This is a genomic window from Ekhidna sp., from assembly GCF_039940915.1.
Lineage (GTDB): Bacteria > Bacteroidota > Bacteroidia > Cytophagales > Cyclobacteriaceae > Ekhidna.
This window is the reverse complement of the sequence record NZ_JBDVFO010000003.1, coordinates 1,139,364-1,155,472: the sequence shown is the minus strand read 5'-3', so window position 1 is coordinate 1,155,472 and position 16,109 is coordinate 1,139,364. Positions and strand designations below refer to the sequence as shown.

12 protein-coding genes and 1 tRNA gene are annotated in these 16,109 nt (G+C 40.4%); 10 read left to right on the top strand and 3 right to left on the bottom strand.

The window, feature by feature from the left end:
- Nucleotides 1-21 precede the first annotated feature (21 nt).
- The 3 genes from purL (at nt 22) to ABJF57_RS20080 (ending at nt 6,029) form a co-directional block, all read left to right on the top strand.
- Nucleotides 22-3,699, top strand: coding sequence for a phosphoribosylformylglycinamidine synthase (gene purL / locus ABJF57_RS20090; protein ID WP_462235063.1), 3,678 nt, complete (start codon nt 22-24; stop codon nt 3,697-3,699).
- Between the two features lie 161 nt (nt 3,700-3,860).
- A complete protein-coding gene (locus ABJF57_RS20085) occupies nt 3,861-4,625 on the top strand; it encodes a LytTR family transcriptional regulator DNA-binding domain-containing protein (RefSeq protein ID WP_462235065.1) in 765 nt (254 codons plus the stop codon).
- Nucleotides 4,626-4,721: 96 nt separating this feature from the next.
- The gene (locus ABJF57_RS20080; protein ID WP_462235067.1) at nt 4,722-6,029 is read left to right on the top strand and encodes an amidohydrolase family protein; all 1,308 of its coding nucleotides are present in this window, start codon (nt 4,722-4,724) and stop codon (nt 6,027-6,029) included.
- 367 nt (nt 6,030-6,396) lie between these two features.
- Here the strand turns inward: ABJF57_RS20080 and ABJF57_RS20075 are convergent, their stop codons facing one another.
- The 3 genes from ABJF57_RS20075 to ABJF57_RS20065 all read right to left on the bottom strand — a co-directional run bounded on the left by ABJF57_RS20075 (nt 6,397) and on the right by ABJF57_RS20065 (nt 9,096).
- Nucleotides 6,397-7,122 (bottom strand): dienelactone hydrolase family protein, encoded by a 726-nt coding sequence (locus ABJF57_RS20075; protein ID WP_462235069.1) that lies wholly within the window; start codon nt 7,120-7,122, stop codon nt 6,397-6,399.
- 108 nt (nt 7,123-7,230) lie between these two features.
- Nucleotides 7,231-8,139, bottom strand: coding sequence for a ligand-binding sensor domain-containing protein (locus tag ABJF57_RS20070; RefSeq protein ID WP_462235071.1), 909 nt, complete (start codon nt 8,137-8,139; stop codon nt 7,231-7,233).
- Between the two features lie 96 nt (nt 8,140-8,235).
- On the bottom strand, nt 8,236-9,096 hold the full coding sequence (locus ABJF57_RS20065; protein WP_462235074.1) for a helix-turn-helix domain-containing protein: 861 nt from the start codon (nt 9,094-9,096) through the stop codon (nt 8,236-8,238).
- 388 nt (nt 9,097-9,484) lie between these two features.
- Between ABJF57_RS20065 and ABJF57_RS20060 the strand changes: the two genes are divergently transcribed.
- The 7 genes from ABJF57_RS20060 to ABJF57_RS20030 all read left to right on the top strand — a co-directional run bounded on the left by ABJF57_RS20060 (nt 9,485) and on the right by ABJF57_RS20030 (nt 16,108).
- A tRNA-Gln gene (locus ABJF57_RS20060) sits at nt 9,485-9,557 on the top strand.
- A 61-nt stretch (nt 9,558-9,618) separates the two neighbouring features.
- Nucleotides 9,619-10,548, top strand: coding sequence for a ribose-phosphate pyrophosphokinase (locus ABJF57_RS20055; protein ID WP_462235076.1), 930 nt, complete (start codon nt 9,619-9,621; stop codon nt 10,546-10,548).
- Between the two features lie 24 nt (nt 10,549-10,572).
- Nucleotides 10,573-11,226, top strand: a complete 654-nt coding sequence (locus ABJF57_RS20050) for a 50S ribosomal protein L25/general stress protein Ctc (RefSeq protein WP_462235077.1) — start codon at nt 10,573-10,575, stop codon at nt 11,224-11,226.
- A 60-nt stretch (nt 11,227-11,286) separates the two neighbouring features.
- A complete protein-coding gene (gene pth, locus ABJF57_RS20045) occupies nt 11,287-11,844 on the top strand; it encodes an aminoacyl-tRNA hydrolase (protein ID WP_462235080.1) in 558 nt (185 codons plus the stop codon).
- A gap of 179 nt (nt 11,845-12,023) precedes the next feature.
- Complete coding sequence (locus tag ABJF57_RS20040) at nt 12,024-14,375, top strand: ABC transporter permease (protein WP_462235082.1); 2,352 nt, start codon at nt 12,024-12,026, stop codon at nt 14,373-14,375.
- Nucleotides 14,376-14,413: 38 nt separating this feature from the next.
- The gene (locus ABJF57_RS20035; RefSeq protein ID WP_462235084.1) at nt 14,414-15,613 is read left to right on the top strand and encodes a BaiN/RdsA family NAD(P)/FAD-dependent oxidoreductase; all 1,200 of its coding nucleotides are present in this window, start codon (nt 14,414-14,416) and stop codon (nt 15,611-15,613) included.
- Nucleotides 15,614-15,745: 132 nt separating this feature from the next.
- On the top strand, nt 15,746-16,108 hold the full coding sequence (locus ABJF57_RS20030) for a VOC family protein (RefSeq protein ID WP_462235086.1): 363 nt from the start codon (nt 15,746-15,748) through the stop codon (nt 16,106-16,108).
- The last annotated feature ends 1 nt before the right edge of the window (nt 16,109 follow it).

Sequence of the window (16,109 nt, the reverse complement as noted above, 5' to 3'; positions counted from 1 at the left end):
CTTCAAAAAGAGGTTCCTTCAATGATTCAATTCTTCCAAAATTCTGAAGACGCTATTATCGCCGTTGGCGTTTCCCATCCACTCACTTCCGATGAAATCACTAAGCTAGAATGGCTCTTTTCTGGAGCAAAGCCATTGAGCAACGATTCTGTATCGGGTAAGTTCATCGGGCCAAGAAAAGAAATGATTTCACCCTGGAGTACTAATGCAACCGATATAGCCCACAATGCGGGAGTTCATGCCATCTCAAGAATTGAAACTTATCTAACGGAAGTTTCGGCAGGTGCATTCGATCCCATGCTACAGCAAGTTTATGAAGGTCTTGATCAATCTATTTTCACCCTTGATCGTACGCCAGAACCAATCAACCATATTGATGATATCACTTCTTACAATCAGCAAGAGGGCTTAGCACTAAGTAGCGAAGAAGTGGAATACCTTGAAGGAGTTGCTAGGGAAATTGAGCGGCCATTGACAGATTCTGAAGTTTTTGGTTTTTCTCAAATCAATTCTGAGCACTGCCGTCACAAGATTTTTAATGGCACTTTCATCATCGATGGCGAGGAGCAAGAGTTGTCGCTTTTTCAATGGATCAAGAAAACATCTAAGGAAAACCCGAACTTCCTTGTTTCAGCATACAAAGACAATGTGGCTTTTATCCAAGGCCCAAAGGTTGAACAATTTGCTCCTGCAACACAAGATAAACCTGACTGGTTTGATACAAAAGCATTTGAATCAGTCATCTCGCTAAAAGCGGAGACCCACAACTTCCCAACAACAGTGGAGCCATTCAATGGAGCTGCCACAGGATCAGGAGGAGAGATAAGAGACCGAATGGCTGGCGGTCAAGGCAGCATCCCACTTGCTGGCACAGCCGTATACATGACCTCCTACTCACGACTATCGAATCCAAAAAACTGGGAGAAGCCTGCTCGAAAATGGCTATACCAAACTCCTCAAGAAATTCTAACAAAGGCTTCCAATGGTGCGAGTGATTATGGGAACAAGTTTGGGCAGCCTTTAATCTGTGGGAGTGTTTTAACGTTCGAACATGAAGAAGGTGGGAAAAAATACGGCTATGATAAAGTAATCATGCAGGCTGGCGGAATTGGGTATGGCAAGAAAAAAGAAGCCCAAAAGAAACCTGTTAGTGCTGGAGAAAAGATCATTGTCATGGGTGGAGACAACTACCGCATTGGAATGGGCGGCGGGGCTGTTTCTTCTGTAGATACTGGAGCCTTTAATCAATCACTTGAGCTCAACGCGGTACAGCGTTCCAATCCAGAAATGCAAAAGCGGGTTGCCAATGCAGTAAGAGCAATGGTCGAACTCGAAGATAATACCATCACCTCTATCCATGATCATGGAGCTGGAGGGCATCTGAATTGCCTTTCGGAATTGGTTGAAGAGACCGGAGGAGTCATTGATTTGAAAAAACTTCCTGTTGGTGATGAAACGCTTTCGGCCAAGGAAGTTCTGGGCAATGAGTCTCAAGAGCGAATGGGATTAGTCATCGGTGAGCAAGATGCAGCATACTTGAAAAAAGTAGCTGAAAGAGAAAGAGCTCCTTATTATGAAGTAGGCGAAGCAGGATCCAACAATGAACTCAAGTTTGAAAACAATGCTGAGGCATCCCCTTTTGACTTAAAGCTTCACCATCTTTTTGGTTCTTCTCCAAAAACTATTTTGGAAGACGCTACTCAAAATTCAAACTTTGAAGAAGTAGCTTATACTGAAGATGAGATTGAAGAATACCTCAGTGCTGTCCTTCAGTTAGAAGCAGTGGCCTGTAAAGATTGGCTTACCAACAAGGTAGACCGATGTGTTTCTGGTCGAGTCGCGACTCAGCAAACCTGTGGTGAATTGCAATTACCCCTCAACAATGTTGGAGTCATGGCCCTTGATTTTAAAACGAATAAAGGAATTGCAACTTCCATAGGCCATTCACCTGTTCCTGGATTAATTGATGCAGGTGTAGGCTCAAGGTTATCCATTACAGAGTCACTATCCAATATGGTATGGGCTCCGCTTACTCATGGACTAAAGGGTGTATCACTCAGTGCCAACTGGATGTGGCCCGCTAAAAATGAAGGTGAAAACTCCCGGTTATATAAAGGTGTGAAAGCCATCAGTGATTTCGCTTGTGAATTGGGAATCAATGTACCCACGGGAAAAGATTCAATGTCGATGACCCAGAAGTATCCGGATGGAGAAAAGGTATATGCCCCAGGCACCGTAATCATTAGTTCGGCAGCAGAGGTATCAGACATCAACTTAACAGTGAGTCCTGTAATTGATTATACACAGAAAGAATCCAAACTCGTATATGTTGATTTTTCAGGTGGTGATTTTGAATTGGGAGGTTCTTCCTTCGCACAGACTCAATCCAAGATTGGGAACAAAGCGCCTGAGGCAAACGCCAGCGTAGTTGCCAATGCATTCGAAGCGGTACAAAAGCTTATTAAAGAAGGTTTAGTTATTGCGGGCCACGATGTATCTGCTGGCGGACTAATTACTGCGTTGCTTGAGATGAATTTCGCAAATACCAGGGGAGGATTAGCAATTGATCTATCAAACCTGAATGAATCAGATAGCATCAGGGTACTATTTTCAGAAAAACCAGCATTGCTCATTCAGGTGTCCGATTCGAAAGCGACTGAGATTTTGAATGAAAAAGGAATAGGTTTTATCGAAATCGGAGAACTGATTGCCGACAGAAAAGTGAATGTTCGTAATGGCAATTTTTCTCACACTTTCGATATTGAGGAAGCTCGTCAATCTTGGTTCAAAACATCCGCACTACTTGACCTTAAGCAGACCTCAGAGGTGGTTTCCAAAGAAAGAACTGCCAACCGATTCAATCAACCGCTCTCCTACTCATTCCCTAAACGCTTCGATGGCAAGGCTTCTTCATTCAATCTTGATTTCAATCGCAACGGGAAATCAGGAATCAAAGCAGCCATCATTCGCGAACAAGGAGTAAATAGCGATCGTGAAATGGCGTATGCGCTTTGGCTTGCCGGCTTTGATGTGAAAGATGTACACATGACTGATTTGATTACTGGAAGAGAGGATTTGATTGAAGTCAATGTGATTGTTTTTGTTGGAGGTTTTTCCAATTCAGATGTACTTGGATCTGCCAAAGGATGGGCTGGTTCATTCCTATTCAATGAAAAAGCAAAATCAGCGCTGGATGCATTTTATGCCCGCGAGGATACCTTAAGCCTAGGTGTATGTAATGGTTGTCAGCTCATGATGGAATTAGGCCTGATCTATCCGGAGATGGGTGAAAATCACCCAAAGATGCATCACAATGCCTCAGGTAAATTCGAGTGCGGATTTGTCAGCGTTGACATTCAAGACACGAACTCGATCATGCTTCAGTCCATGACAGGGGCTAAGTTGGGGATCTGGCTAGCACATGGAGAAGGTAAGTTTGAATTGCGTGGAAGTGAAAATGATTACCAAATTCCGGTCAAATATTCTTATTCAGAATTTCCTGGCAATACAAATGGCAGTGACTTCAGTACGGCAGCATTAGCTTCAAAAGATGGAAGGCATTTGGCTATTATGCCGCACCTTGAGCGCTCCTTGTTTCAATGGAATTGGCCTCATAAAGAAGGGTTGGAAAGTGCAGAAGTATCTCCATGGATGGAACCTTTCGCCAATGCTATTGAATGGGTGAAAGAGCATTCGTAGTTTCGCTACCATTTTCTTCAGCAGGACACACAAAATCAATTTGATTAAAACCAGAATTGATAAAGTTTTTTCAGCTGGTATCTAAATGCCATAGTGCAACGCTCTAGTAAGCTATATTTGACCTGATAATTTTATCAATAAACATTTGATGTGCGTCATTGATGAAGGCCTCCAAGCTTAATAAGAAGATTATATGGATCATATTAGCTTTTTCATTGGCTCTGACTTTCGCCAATTACCTTAGTTTTTATAAGGAAACTCTGGAAGGCTGGTTTTTGATAAAGAATCTATGTATTGATTATCTGCAACTTGTTTCCGTATTTCTCTCGCTACATTTCGTTTCTAAGGCTTTTCCAATTAAATACAATTCCAATACTTCATTTTTTAGTTTAGGAAAGGCGCTATTCATTTACTGGGCAGTTGGCATTTTTATAGCCTTGGTATTAATAGAATTAGAATTTCTTTTTCTTTCTTATCGAGACACTAACTTTTACGAGAAAGATTTCCCAATCATTACCATATACATTTTATTGATCACCCTTATTTACATTATAGGTAAAGCACTATTGACCAATAAGTTTTTTAGAAAAAAATATTACGCCGCCCGACATGGAAATAAAGAGGAGCTTGTTAATGTAGACGATATCAGAGCAATCTTTATTTTGAAAGAGCAAATTTACATGCTGACTGAATCTAAATCACTTCTTTTAAGTCAATCACTTGAACAAATAGAACCTGATCTTTCCAATGAATTTATGAGAGTAAATCGGCAATTAATCATTCATTATTCAATCGTTGAAAGCTTCAAAAGTTCTGACGGAGGTAAGGTGGTCTTAAGTTTGAGATCAGAAAAAATCCCAACAGAGCTTTGTAGGGTTAGTCGATTGAAAGCTTCAGAGTTTAGAAAGTGGATAAAACGCACATAGCATTTCACGTCAAAATTCTTATCATTTCAGCCAACATTTATTTCTTTTTCTTCATTTGGACGCTCCCTATACCATCACTTTGGCTAAAAAAAAGTCATGAAAAAAATGTTTTCTACCGCTCTGATGCTTATGCTTTTATTAAATGCATTTTCAGCTTCAGATACTTTACTTATCACGAATGGAAATATTGTAAGACCCTCTGAAAAAGACATTCTTGAAAATCACGATGTTCTTATAGTTGATCAAAGGATCATTAAAATCGCATCCGATCAGGTTGCGAAACCTCACTACAAAGTGATAGATGCTAAAGGGAAATACCTGATTCCAGGATTGTTTGACATGCACGTTCATCTTGAACGCCTTGAGGAATCAAATCTCCGATCATTTGTTGAATATGGTATTGTCACAGTCAGAAATATGGATGGCAGACAAAACATTCTCAACTGGAAAGATCAAATATTAAAAAATGAATTACTGGGACCTGATATCTTTTCAGCAGGGCCAATAATTGAAGGAGCAGCCCCATACTGGAAAGATACGCGGGTCGTAAAGTCTAAAAAAGAAGCGATAAAGGAAGTAAATGATCAAGTAACTGCTGGCTATGATTTTATCAAAGTTTATCACACGTTAAGCAAATCATCCTACCTGGCAATTCTCCAAGAAAGTGCAATTCGAAACATAAGAGTAATTGGGCATGTCCCTTATGAAATCTCCATATTAGACGCAATTAAGAATGGGCAATCATGTGTAGAGCACTTCGATGGATACTCAGATCATCTTGAGGCAGACCACTCCCCTTTTAAAGGAAGATGGGATTGGAAAAAGCTCTTTTTTGCTTTTCCGATAGACTCTTCCAAAATAGATAAACTAGTCAGTATCACCAGCTCCTATGGCGTAGCTAACGTTCCAACACTTGTTGTTAGAGACAAAATATCCTCCATGAAGGTCATAAAAGAAAGATATCAGGATCCAGAAATAAAAAAACTACCTAAAGAGGTACAGGATAGTTGGAGACCAGAGAAATTCAACTTTGTTGAAAATTTGACCAGCGATGATTATTCTGATTTGAACCTGGGAAAATCAAACAAACTGCTATTGGTGAAAAAATTACATGACAATGGCTGCACAATACTTGCTGGATCTGATACACCAAACCCATATGTACTTCCAGGAAGATCACTTCATGAAGAGCTATTACTACTTTCAGAAAGTGGTATTACAACTTACGATGTTCTAAGCACGGCTACCGACAAGCCTGCTGAATGGTTAGAACTTCACGATCAAGGTAAAATTCAGGAAACATACAGGGCCGATATTATTATCTTAAATGAAAATCCAATAGAAAACATCGCGAATACCCAAAGTATTCAAACAGTAATTTTGAAGGGCGAAGTGATGAAGTAGATTGTTTACTGATGATCCTTTTAGTAGTTGGGACAGGTTAGCGCTCTTATGGGTTCAATAATCCATTCATAAAGGCGCTTACCTTTTCTCGCTACTCTTAAATCTGCGACGAATGCGATAATGCACAGACAAGAGTGAATAATGCTAAAGAAATGACTCGATTTGTGATTGTCAATACACTTATTAAGCAAATTTCCAATAGAAAAGAAAGAGTGCATGTACACTCAATCCAAGTGTGACCATTGCAAAAAGTATTCTAGAGAGTATCGAACCTAGCCTTTTAATCAACGTCCGAATCCATAGCGCGATCATATCCCGATGAGGCATACAAAACGAGTAGCTCTTTAATTCGCACTCATCTTTCCATTTAATCGTTCATTTCCTCCAAGAATCTAAAAGCAACCTCAAAACTTGCCTCTTTAGCTTTCTCATCGTAATTACCTCCTCCGTTGAACAGCTTCTGTGCAAACGCATGTCGCGCCTTGGGATAAATAAATAGTCGAGCAGTTCCAGATGCCTCATTCACATTGTTAAAAAAATTGATGGCTCCAGCAGGGTTGTCGTTTGCTCCCATGACCATGAGTGCTGGAAATGTGATTTTGGCTATTTGCTCCTTATCCTGAGTAACATTCCCGTAAAACAATATCAAGGCATCTACTAATTCATTGTTCTTGATCGCTGTTTGTGATGCTGGAATTGTGCCTAAACTGAAACCCCATATGTATATGTCATCATGATTTTTACCAGCATCTTTAAGAACCTCATCGATGTACTCCCACATATTGGCCTGATCTATTGAATTCATTAGGCCTCCTGCTTCCTGATTGGTTGATGCTGATTTTCCTTTATATAAATCCATGATTATCACGTCCATACCAGCTGCAATGATTCTATCTGCCATTTCATAACTCAAGTCAGAGACCCCAAACCAGTCATGGAATAGCAGAACCACAGCATCGGACTTTTCTGATGAGAAATGATAGAAGAATGAAGTATTACCGGTTTTAACTTCTTTTTTTTGCAACTCCGTTTTTTGAGCGTGAGCATAGATACCTATAAAGAGGCATCCGGCGATTGTAAGGATAGTTTTCATATTAGGTTTTTTTACTTTAAAGTCCAATAAGACGAAATTGTCAGCTTAAAAGTCGACTAATAATATCTTAATATCTCTCAAATTGAAATATTGGCAAGAATACGAGCACTACTGAGGCCTGCAGCGAAATACTCCTTTGTCTGTGGCCAACCAAACATCACCTCTATGGCCCTCAGTCATGGCATATATTTCTGTCACTTCATTTCCCAACAGCTTTTCATAACGAGTGATTTCCTTTGTTTCCGAAATAATCAAAACACCAGTACCGCCAGCAACACACCAAATGCGTCCATCACCATCTTGAAACATCGGAAGCACTGTCTTTCCGCTTTCATAAGAAATCCATCGATCGTTGTCTCGAGTGAATAGTCCCTCGCTTGCACCAACCCAAATTTGATCATTGTCGTCTTTCAGCAGCTTTCTAGAATTTTTATCCAGCAATTTATATTCCCAACTCTTGCCTAAAATATTTACTCCGCCTTTTCGAGTCGCAAACCACATGTTATTATTCTTATCTTGACATACATCATGTACCACATGATGTTTTAATCCATCTTTCACTTGGTAGGTTTTCCAAGATTGATTTTTGTAAACCGCAGCGCCACCAGGAGCAGACGTCCAAATGTTTTGATTTTCATCTTGAAACACAGAGAATATCACTCTACCGTCAAGGCCAATATCGTCAACTATGGCATAAGTGATTGATTCTGTATTAGAAACTTTTCTGAGGAAGCCTAATCCACCAATCCATAAATTACCGTCACCATCTTCAAATAAGGTTGACACAGGAAAAGCATTCTCAAAAGCACCGGCTAGAGATGTGGCTTTTGTAGAATCATAGAGAACAATTCCATCTCCCAAGCCGGCTATTAGACCATATGTAGTAGAATAATGGATAGTCCTGACTTCAACATCGGTCAACCATAATTCCTCTACTGTTAATTTTTGTGCATGCCCATGAAATGATAACAAAACAAAAAATGCAGGGAGGCTGGAATAAAAGAGGGATTTCATCATATCGCTAATGCTTTATTTTATGACATATACGGAATAACGACTTTGAAGTAGAAGTTGACTTCTTTATTGACATCTTTGGAAGATAAAGAATCAATATTAGCTACCTAAACTTCTCTTCTTAAATGCACTCGGTGTCTCTCCTACTATTTTTTTAAATGAGGCATTGAAACTTGAAACCGAATTAAACCCCGCCATCTCGGCTATCGCTTCAAATGTAAGTCGATCATTTTCTTCATGCAGTAATAGGTCTTTCGCTTCCTCTACGCGCTGCGAATTGATCAATTCCTTAAAACTTATCCCAAAATGGCTATTAATCGCTTGCGAGATATAATTGTGGTGAACATCCAGTTTGCTTGCCAAATCAGCCAATGTAAGTTTCGGGCTCTTAAAAAGCTTTTCTGATTCGATGAGATGGTGAGTCTTCAAAGCCAGTTCCTCCGTTTTATGCTTGCTCATTCCGGAGGTCGTGTACTTGATGTTCTTTTTATCAAAAGCACCCGTCAGTTCCTGATAGACTACCAATAACAGAAAGGAAATTAAATAATAACCATCGTACTTTGCGTATCGATCACCTAAGCCAAAGTATCGACTAAGATCAAGCGCCCATAACAGTAGATAGGCAACAGAAATGACCCAAACTTTCATGCTCCAATCCTTCACCTCCCGTTTAGCCAATTGAACAATGATTCCCACCAGTGCTGCAAACTGGGCTACACGGTAAATGGTCGCTACAGGAAGTGAATCAACCCTATGGCCTTGCAGGTATTTCTCATACAGTGCCACCTTCTCATCTACTGATAACACGTAAAAAGGCATTAAATAAATGATGAAAAAAACGAATGGAATGAGATGCAGTCCGTCAAGGAGTTTAAATCTTTGCTTTCCAGAAAGACTAGAAGAAATGAAGAGGTAAAAAGAAGATGGAAGTACAATAACCATCGGCGTATTGACTCTCATGAAATGAGGGTATACTCTAATTAAATCACTAAAAAACAACCACTCCACCAAAACCTCGACAAACAGAACTAGCAAAATTATCCTGAAACTAACTTCGGAGATGTCCAAGCTTTTTCTTCGAAAGCTTATAGCTATCAAATAGGTTAAAGCTAAGATTGACGCATACAGAAAAGCTCCCTCCACCTCTATTAAATTGATATAAAAAATTAAAGCTACTTACATCCTCCAAATCTCCGATAAGAATTCCTATTCGGTAAGAAAACGACCCTTAGATTTTGCACTACACAAAAGATCGATAGTAACATTTTTATTTTTGTGATAATGGACTAATTTTGCCCTCCGTTTAGACGGAAGTGTGGGATTAACACTTTAAAAAACATTCCTGTATTGGCCTATGGTGTAACTGGCAACACGTCTGGTTTTGGTCCAGAAGAGTCTAGGTTCGAGCCCTAGTAGGCCAACTAGTTCCAATGAGAACGACAATTTAATCCCGCTAACACTGGCGGGATTTAATTTAAAAAGATGTCATCAGTAAAGATATTTTCAGGCTCCGCAAATCCAGAATTAGCAAATGCAATTGCCAACAACTACGGCAAGCCTCTGGGTTTAAGTGAAAAACAAACTTTCAGTGATGGCGAAATGGGTGTTTATTTCACCGAATCGGTGCGAGGATCTGACGTCTTTCTAATCCAGTCTACAGTACCGCCAGCTGATAATATTTGGGAACTTCTTTTACTTATTGATGCTGCTAGAAGAGCTAGCGCCAAGTACGTTACGGTTGTTGTTCCTTATTTTGGATATGCCAGACAAGACAGAAAAGACAAGCCCAGAGTTTCTATAGCTGCCAAACTTGCGGCGAATGTACTGACATCAGCCGGAGCTGATCGAATAATGACATGCGACTTACACGCAGGTCAGATTCAGGGTTTTTTCGATATCCCAGTGGATCATTTAGATGCTTCTGCCATCTTTCATCCCTACCTGAAAAACCTCAACCTTGACAACATGATCATTGCCTCGCCAGATGTTGGTGGAACCGCACGTGCTCGATCATATGCAAAACTATTTGAGGTAGACATGGTGATCTGCGACAAGCACAGAAAGCGAGCCAATGAAGTAGCATCTATGCAAGTAATTGGAGATGTCGAAGGAAAAGATGTTGTGCTGGTAGACGACATGGTCGATACGGCCGGAACAATTAGTAAAGCCGGGACGCTTTTAAAAGAAAAAGGTGCTAATTCAGTGAGAGCTATTGCAACGCATGGTGTACTCTCTGGAAATGCGCACAAAAACATTGAAGAATCTGCGCTAGAAGAATTGATCATTACAGATACAATACCTCAGAAGCAAGAGTCTTCAAAAATCAAAGTACTGACTGTGGCAGAGCTTTTCGCCAAAGCTATCCGTAAGATCCACGATCACGAATCCATTAGTTCATTATTCATTAAATAATCATATTTTAAATCAAATTCAATTATGAAAACTGTTGAGATTATAGGGTATAAAAGAGCAAATCTCGGCAAGACTGAAGCGAAGCGCTTAAGAGAAGAAGGAATGGTACCATGCGTTGTTTACGGTGGTGATCATCAGATTCACTTTTACGCTCCAATGATCTTGTTTAGAGACCTTGTATACACTGACGAAGCGCACTTTGCTTTACTAACAATTGAAGGAGAACCAGAACCATTCGAAGCTATCATTCAGGATGTTCAGTTCCATCCAGTGAGTGAAGTTATCATGCACGCTGACTTCCTACAATTATTTAGAGGTACACCTATCAAAATGAACATCCCAGTTCACCCGGTAGGCTCTGCCCCTGGAATACAGCAAGGAGGTAAGTTGATTAGAAAAGTTAAGTACTTGCAGGTGAAAGCTTTACCTAAAAACATGCCAGAATACATCGAAGTAGATGTTTCAGGCCTTGGATTAGGTAAATCAATCAAAGTAGGTGAGCTAGAAGTAGGAGAATACGAAATTCTAAACAGCCCACTGGTAACACTAGCAGGTATCGAAGTACCTAGAGCACTTAGAGGAAAAGATACGGAAGATGAAGAAGGTGAAGAAGGAGAAGGTGAAGAAGGAGCTGAAGGAGCAGATGCACCAGCAGCAGAGGAGTCTTCAGAATCTTAAAAATTTCGAAACTTTAATTTTAATCCCGACCTTCGCGTCGGGATTTTTTTTTGCTTTAAAATGAAATACTTAATTGTCGGACTGGGAAACATTGGGGCTGAATATGAGCTCACCAGACACAACATTGGTTTTTTGATTATGGACCGTCTTGCGGATGAGCAAGGTGTCAAATTTGAGATGAACAAGCTGGCATTCACTTCTGAAGTAAAGTACAAAGGCCGAACACTTCATTTGGTGAAGCCGACAACCTACATGAACTTAAGTGGTAAGGCTGTAAATCACTACCTGCAACAGCATAAGATCCCCAAGGAAAACCTCTTGGTAATAACGGATGACATTGCCCTACCCTACGGGAAAATAAGATTGAAACCCAAAGGATCTGCCGGAGGTCACAACGGTCTGAAAAACATTGAGCAGCTAACAGGGGGGCAAAACTACTCCAGGCTAAGGTTTGGTGTAGGTGATGAATTTGCCAAAGGTCGTCAGGTAGATTACGTGCTTAGCCCTTTCTCCAAAAAGGAAATGGACGAGCTGGTTTTGAATATGGATCAGGCAATAGCCGCAATATTTTCGGTTTGTACCATCGGTTTGGAACGAACCATGAATCAGTTTAACTGACCCTTCTAAGAGCTAGTCTTCATAATCTGCATTTATTTCCTACTTAATTCGACCTAAAACTTTAAGAAATCTTTCAATACTTAAGTTCGTGGTGTAACCATTTTATATTGGTAGAGTATCCGTCTTGCAACCTATCCGGTTGCAGTTTGTCCTTATCTCATATTAAAAACCTACTCAAAATGAAATACTACTTGCGAATAACCTTACGGAATTTTTTCAGACATAAAGTTTCATCCCTTATCAACCTCATCGGGCTTACCACTGGACTTTCGTGTGCTTTCTTTATATATCTATGGGTACAGGATGAGCTCCAGGTAAACAAATTTCATGAAAAAGATGATCGCCTGTATCGAGTAATGGAATTTCAGACCTACTCCAATGAAACATTTGCCACAAACTCTACCCCGGGCATATTGGGAGAGAATCTAAAAATAGATTTTCCTGAGATTAAATATGCTGCCACTACAACCTGGATAGGCAAAGCGCTACTGGCACATGGAAACACCTTCTTCAAGGAAAATGGATTTCATGTAGGCCAGGACTACTTCAATATTTTTTCATATCCGCTGATCGCTGGCAATCCAGACAATGTACTCAAAGACAAAAAGTCTATTTGTTTGTCAAGAGATATTGCTAACAAATTCTTTGGCAGTGTTGAAAACGCGATGGGCAAAACGATGCGCTATGAAGACGATCGTGAGTTTATTGTCACGGGTGTATTCGAAAACATCCCAAAAAACTCCACCTATATTTTCGATTTTGTACTACCTCTTCAGGACTATCTTGATAGAAATGAGTGGGCAACCGACTGGGGCAATAATGGGCCTAATACCTATGTGATCTTAGAGAATGCAGCCGTTGCAGAAAATGTAACTGAAAAGATAGCCGGCTACATTAAAAGCAAGGAGGATGACAGCAATGTGGATTTATTCCTGAAAAAATATTCCGAACAATACCTCTATGGTAAATACACGAATGGTGTCCCAGACGGTGGCAGAATTGAGTATGTCCATCTCTTCTCTATAATAGCTATTTTCATCCTAGTCATTGCCTGTATCAATTTCATGAACTTATCAACCGCTCGTGCTTCCAAACGTGCGCATGAAGTGGGAGTCAGAAAAGCGATTGGTGCAGACAGAGGCATGCTTATTCGCCAGTTTATTGGTGAATCCATTTTGATCACACTGGTCTCCATGATTCTTGCATTTCTGATTGTTTTCATGGTTCTTCCACAGTTCAATATCATCACAGACAAGAGTATTTCTTTACAAATAACTCCAGAAATCCTGAGTGTTTCTTTAATAACCGTTCTTGTAACAGGAATACTGGCAGGCAGCTATCCTGCACTCTATCTCACACATTTCAATCCAGTCAAAGTTCTAAAAGGAGACATTAAAAGCTCCATTGGTGAAGTGTGGGCACGAAAAGGCTTAGTTATTTTTCAATTTACGATTACGATCATCCTGATTGTTGGAGTAATTGTTATCCACAGCCAGACACAATATGCATTCACCAAGAACCTGGGATATGATCAGGAAAATGTGGTCTTCTTCCATCAAGATGGTTCCATTCGCGATAGCAGAGAAGCATTTTTCACAGAACTTAGAAAAATTCCAGGAGTAGCCAATGCAACTGGCACCAGTCACACAATGATCAGTCAGATGAGCAACACTTCAGGATTGAAGTGGCGAGATAAATCTCCGGAGGAGCGTGTTCTATTTGAGAATATTGGTGTGGATGAAGAATTTCAAGAAACAATGGGAATGAATCTCATAGCTGGCAGGTGGTTTAGTAAGGATTTCGGGGCGGATAGTACAAAAATGGTAATCAATGAAGCCTCTGCACGAATTATGGGCTTCACTCCAGAAGAGGCCGTTGGTGAAAATATTCGACTATGGAATGAGTACGATTTAGAAATTGTTGGTGTGTTGGAAGACTTCCACTACCAGTCCATTCATACTGAAGTCTCCCCAGCATTCTTCTGGTTAAGAAACACAGGAAATGTTGCCGTTAGACTCGAAGCTGGAAAGGAAGTAGAAACGATGACTTCCATTCAGGAACTCTATGAAACTTTTGCTCCCGGATTTATTTTCGAATATGAATTTCTGGATAAGAGTTACCAAGAATTATATGAATCAGAATTGCGGGTGGGCACGCTCTCATCCTATTTCGCTGGATTTGCCATTATCATCTCTTGCTTAGGACTGTTTGGACTGGCTTCCTTCACGGCTGAAAGGAGGCTCAAGGAAATAGGCATTCGAAAAGTACTTGGTGCATCCGTTACCAACATTGTAATGATGCTCTCAAAAGACTTCACTCGATTGGTAGGTGTTTCCATCATCATTGCGGTACCAATTTCCTACTATTTCATGGATAAATGGCTGGAGGGCTTCGCCTATAAAATTGATTTGGGCTATGGTATTTTTATCGGAACAGCAGCCATTTCACTGTTAATTGCCTGGCTAACTGTTAGCTCACAAGCACTGCGTGCTGCGCATGTGAATCCATCCAAATGCTTAAAAGACGAATAGTTTGAGGCTTCCCCTCCGATGACGTGTATATTTGAAATGTGAAAATCATTGTCATCGGAGGAGGTGCAGCCGGCTTTTTTACAGCTATCAATATTGCTGAAAAACACCCAGAATACAACGTCTGCATTCTTGAAAAAACCAGGAAGCTTTTAAGCAAGGTTAAGGTATCAGGTGGTGGTCGGTGCAATGTTACCAATGAAAGAAGTAGGCCTTCAGAACTCGTTCGTTTCTATCCGCGAGGTTCAAAAAAATTGCATCAGGTTTTTAAACGATTTTCAACAACTGACATGGTCACCTGGCTTTCGAAACGGGGAATTGAAACAAAAGCCGAGGAAGACCAGCGCATGTTTCCAATGAGCAACTCTTCTCAGACCATCATAGACTGTTTTTTAAAACAAGCAGCGCGTTTCAAGGTGTCTATTCTTCAGAATGAAACATTGACTGCATTAAATCAAACAGGAAACCAATGGCAGGTCACTACCACAAATCAGATTTATGAAGCAGATAAGGTTGTGATAGCAACCGGATCTTCTCCTTCAACCTGGAAGGTTTTGGAACAAGTAGGATTAGCGATCACCCCTATTGTCCCATCCCTCTTTACATTCAACATAAAAGATGAACGGATTAAGCATCTACCAGGTATTTCATTTGCTGAAGCGCGGGTGAAAATCGCAGGCAGCAAGCTGGAAGAGAATGGCCCGCTCCTCATCACTCACTGGGGATTAAGTGGGCCCGTAATTCTAAAACTATCCGCTTGGGGAGCATATGAACTTGAATCAAAAACCTATCAATTTGATATTCTCGTCAACTTTGTTGGCGGCTTAGCACCAGATGAGGTTCGAAAACATCTCGTACAATATCGGGAGGCCAATCCTAAACGAAAAGTGATTAACTACCCACTATTCGATGTTCCCAAACGGTTCTGGGATAGCATAATTTCTTGTTGTTGTATTGCTTCTGAAACGCCCTTTTCAGAATTATCCAAAAAGCAGCTCAATAAACTCGTCGAGGAGCTCGCACAGGGCAAATATGTGGTTCATGGAAAAAGTACATTCAAGGACGAATTTGTAACCGCAGGAGGTGTGAAATTATCAGAGGTCGATCTGGAAACCTTCGAATGTAAGCGCTTTCCGAATCTATACATTGCAGGAGAGGTTTTAGATATTGATGCACTCACAGGAGGCTTCAATTTTCAGGCCTGTTGGTCGGCTGGTTGGATCATTTCGGAGAGTATTTAACAGAATAGGATGACAATTCTATTGTCAACCGTGAAACAATAGGAAATAAACTCCTGAATTCTTAGTCCAAAAAAATTCGCAATTGCGAAAAAGTAAACGAAATTACGGTATTCACCATTTAAAATAACCAATATGAAACCAGCGATTGAATCGATACGGGCATTTGTTGGAGCCAAAGATTATCAACAGTCAAGAGAATTTTACAAAGCCTGGGGATTTAGCGAGGTGGTAACTTCATCTAAGATGTCTTACTTCTTCATTGATAACTTTGGTTTCTACTTGCAAGACTATTACGTCAAAGATTGGATAGAAAATACCATGCTATTCATTGAAGTTGAAAATCTCTCAGACTACTGGGAAATACTGAAAGGTAAAAGTCTGGACAAACAATTTGAAGGGGTGAAACTGGTGGAACCTACAACTTTTGATTGGGGGCATGAAGGGTTTGTTTACGACCCATCAGGTGTTCTATGGCACATCGGAGAGTTTACCTAGC